1 protein-coding gene is annotated in these 1,485 nt (G+C 76.8%); it reads right to left on the bottom strand.

Annotation, left to right across the window (positions count from 1 at the left end):
* Positions 1 to 85: 85 nt before the first annotated feature.
* Complete coding sequence (locus ACFWZ5_RS46410; protein ID WP_384893339.1) at positions 86 to 1,261, bottom strand: C40 family peptidase; 1,176 nt, start codon at positions 1,259 to 1,261, stop codon at positions 86 to 88.
* Between the last annotated feature and the right edge of the window lie 224 nt (positions 1,262 to 1,485).

The following is a 1,485-nucleotide window of genomic DNA, read 5'->3' as shown; positions in this document are numbered from 1 at the left end:
GGATCCAGCGGCCAGATCCAGCCCGTCCGGCGTTTGAGGACGAGCGCGGAGCGCCGATAAAGGGGGTTCTAGGGGGCGGAGCCCCCTAGTTTCGGGAAGGGGTGGGACTGGGGCGCCCCGCGAAGGCACCACCCCACCCCGCGTCCGACCCTTCCCGCGCCCCGGAGGGCAACCTCGGCGGACGCCACCCGGCCACGGCCGACCCCTCGGGGTCGGGCCGAACGGCCCCGAGCACCGGATTCGCCGCCAGCGGCGAGACCTTCACCCGCGCTCCGGGCCGCGGCGCATGCACCACAAGCCCGTCCCCGAGATAGAGCGCGACATGCGTGGCCCCGGGGAAGTACACGACGAGATCCCCGGGCCGCAGCTCCCGCAACGGCACCCGCGGCAACCGCGCCCACTGCTCCTGGCTGGTCCGGGGAACATCCCACCCGCCGACCCGCCAGGCCCGCTGGGTGAGCCCGGAGCAGTCGTACGAGGACGGCCCCTCCGCGCCCCACACGTACGGCTTCCCGATCTGCTCGACGGCGTACCGCAGGGCCCGCTCACCGCGGGCGGAGGGCGCGCGGCGGGCGTCCGGCGCCCCGAGCGCGCCGGACGCGACGAGCTCGCGCTGGGCGTCGGCGGCGCCGTCGTCCTCGGCCCGGCCGAGCGCGGCGAGCTGCTCGGGGGTGAGCGAGGCGAGCAGCTCCTCGACCTCCTTGAGGCGGGAGCGCACGGAGTCGCGGGCCTGTTTCTGGCGCCGGGCGAGGGACTCCTGGGTGGTGAGGGCCTGTTGCGCCTGCGCGGCGAGCCCGTCGGCCGTCCGCGCGTCGGCGGTGAGGCGGGCGGCGGTGGCGGCGCGTCCGGCGGACGCGCGCCGGATGACGTGGCGCTGGTCGAGGGCGCCCTGGGGGTTGCGGGCGAGCAGCAGGCGTACGTACGAGGAGATCTCCATGCTGCCGTGCCGGTACTGCTGGCGGGCGAGGCGGCCCGCGGCGCCGCGGCCGTCGCGGGCCGCGGCGTCGGCCGCGGCCCTGCGGCGGTTGAGGTCGGCGACCCGGCGGCGCTGGTCCTTCAGCTTCTCGTCGGTGGCGTTGTACGTCTCCGTGGACTCCTCGGCCTGCCGGTACAGGCGCTGAAGGTCCGTCAGGAGCTCGGCGACGGGGCGCTCGCCCGGTCCGGGGGCGGGGCCGGGGGCGGCGTGGGTGGCGGGGGCCAGGGTCACGAGGGCGGAGAGCGCGGAGCCTGCGCAGGCCCAGCGCAGGAGTCTTCCTGACATGTCGTCACCTCCCGGTGCGGGCGGGACGTCCGCCGCGCACCGCGAGCATCGGCCGCGCGCCGGTGGCCCGCCCGTCGGCGGTGGGCGATCGGCGCAACCGGGTCACTCGTCCAGGGAACGGCGGCGCGGCGGGTTGCCCTCGCGGGTGGCGCCCCGCTTATCGGCGCTGCGCGCCTCGTCCTCAAACGCCGGACGGGCTAGTTATAGCCCGTCCGGCGTTTGAG

Source organism: Streptomyces sp. NPDC059003 (genome assembly GCF_042740445.1).
Classification (GTDB): Bacteria; Actinomycetota; Actinomycetes; order Streptomycetales; family Streptomycetaceae; genus Streptomyces.
This window is presented reverse-complemented; position numbering and strand designations above follow the sequence as displayed.

Excerpts from the sequence above, each read along its gene's own strand:
- ACFWZ5_RS46410 (WP_384893339.1), bottom strand. The coding sequence starts at position 1,261 with ATGTCAGGAAGACTCCTGCGCTGGGCCTGCGCAGGCTCCGCGCTCTCC.